The following is a 1,728-nucleotide window of genomic DNA, read 5'->3' as shown; positions in this document are numbered from 1 at the left end:
AAAACAACGCTGACCGGAGGACTTATTTCCAGCACAGCCTCAGCGGACAAAAATAGCCTGACCACAGGAAGCATTAGCACCAGTGATATCAGCAACAGTGCCCATGCTAAAGCCAGCAGCCATGGGTATAACCTTTCTGGGAACGATACGATAAAGAACATTGCCAAAAATGCTTTAAGTCATGGAAAAGCCAAAGATGGAGCAGAAGGGGAAACCAAATCTGCTATCAGTGATGGGACTATCATCCTTACTGATATCACTGGACAGAGGGCGATGGGGCAAGATGCTGGACAAATCATTGATGCACTCAACCGCAACACCGCAGCAGCCCACCAGGCAGTAGGACCGCTCAATGTCGCACCGCTTGAGGATATATTGCGTAATCGTTTAGGTATGAGAAATAAATGGGTAGATGAATGGTTTGATATATGGGATGGGGTTCGTAAAATGGCATTTTATGTTGACCATCCAGTAGGTGAGATTTTGCATGATGAAAATGGCAATGTCCTCTATTTAACCGATGAAAATGGAAAACCTATAAAAGGCAATGATGGAAAAAATATTACTCTGTATCGCTATTTAAAACCAGGAGAAGAAAATCATTTACAAAAAGGCCCTAATGGTGCTGTTTATATGTTCTACAATGGCATTTTTAATTCACCAGATGAAGCAGCCGGTAATGCTGTCCAATTGGCTGTTAATAAAAATGGTCCTCTTTATTTTACATACTTTCCCCAAGCTGACGATGTGCTGGTAGAATTAGGGGTAGCAGTTTATCAAAAGTTTTGGGAGGGTAACACTTGGGGATTGAGTAATTCGACCAAGAAGTTCCAAGATTTTATCTATCGTTATGGCAATGACAATGCTATTGTTAGTGCGCATAGCCGTGGTAGTCTGACAGTGGGTAATGGAATGCGTGACTTTGAAAAGCATGGCATTCACGGTATAGCAGAAAAAACAGATATCTATCTTTTTGGACCGGCTGATAACTCTCAATCAATAGCGAATGCACTCTATTATGTGAGTGATGGTAAAAAAGATCATATTTATTTACAAAACCATATATTCGATCCCATAGGTACAGAAATTGGTCACAATCCACCTACTGCTTATAAGGTACCCTTGAAGTTCCCCTATGTATTATTTCCACCAGCAATTCCAATGAAAGAGCAAGTGGGAGCGCTACGCGGACATAACCCTAGCACCCATAATTGTTATGGTGATGCGGGCACTGAGTGTGGAGATAATTATGGTTCATTTGGTTTTAAAAAACTTTATTCAACGAGAACAGGAAACAAAAAATGAAAATATTGTTTAATTTATTAAGCCTGCTCATTCTGTTAACGGTCACTGGATGTGACATTGAAAACATTGACAAACCTCCTCGAGGAGAGACGGCTGTGTGGGAGAAGCCAGGAGCAGATTCTACTGAGGTAGGAAAAGCCTTACTAGAATGTGGTCTGCCGCACCTTAATTATCTTGAGGATGAAGTTCGAAAGCTAAGCAAAAATGAAATAGCAACAATTTATGCTTGTATGGTTCAATCAGGATTTCGTAAAAAGTCAGGAGGTCCATATTGGTGTTATAATTATAAAGACCTCCCCATTTGTCAGCCTGGTGCTGTCATCCCACAGAGAAGTGTCGAAAAGCGCTTAAACAGCCCGTTTTGTAAAAGGTATAAAAACGCGGATGAATGCCAACCTTAAGTTTTGCTATTGGTAATGATCA

The 1,728-nt window shown here is 40.9% G+C and carries 1 protein-coding gene and 1 pseudogene; both read left to right on the top strand.

Translation table 11 applies throughout. The features are described from left to right. A pseudogene (locus PVV60_RS10430) lies at positions 1–1,305 on the top strand (filamentous hemagglutinin); the annotation flags it as partial. Continuing rightward, the gene (locus PVV60_RS10425; RefSeq protein ID WP_273724664.1) at positions 1,302–1,706 is read left to right on the top strand and encodes a hypothetical protein; all 405 of its coding nucleotides are present in this window, start codon (positions 1,302–1,304) and stop codon (positions 1,704–1,706) included. The pseudogene PVV60_RS10430 and the gene PVV60_RS10425, both read left to right, overlap by 4 nt. The last annotated feature ends 22 nt before the right edge of the window (positions 1,707–1,728 follow it).

The organism is Bartonella sp. AU18XJBT (genome assembly GCF_028618595.1).
Taxonomy (GTDB): Bacteria; Pseudomonadota; Alphaproteobacteria; order Rhizobiales; family Rhizobiaceae; genus Bartonella.
This window is presented reverse-complemented; position numbering and strand designations above follow the sequence as displayed.

Bases quoted from the DNA above. Each gene is read 5' to 3' on its own strand.
- PVV60_RS10425 (WP_273724664.1), top strand. From the start codon at position 1,302: ATGAAAATATTGTTTAATTTATTAAGCCTGCTCATTCTGTTAACGGTC.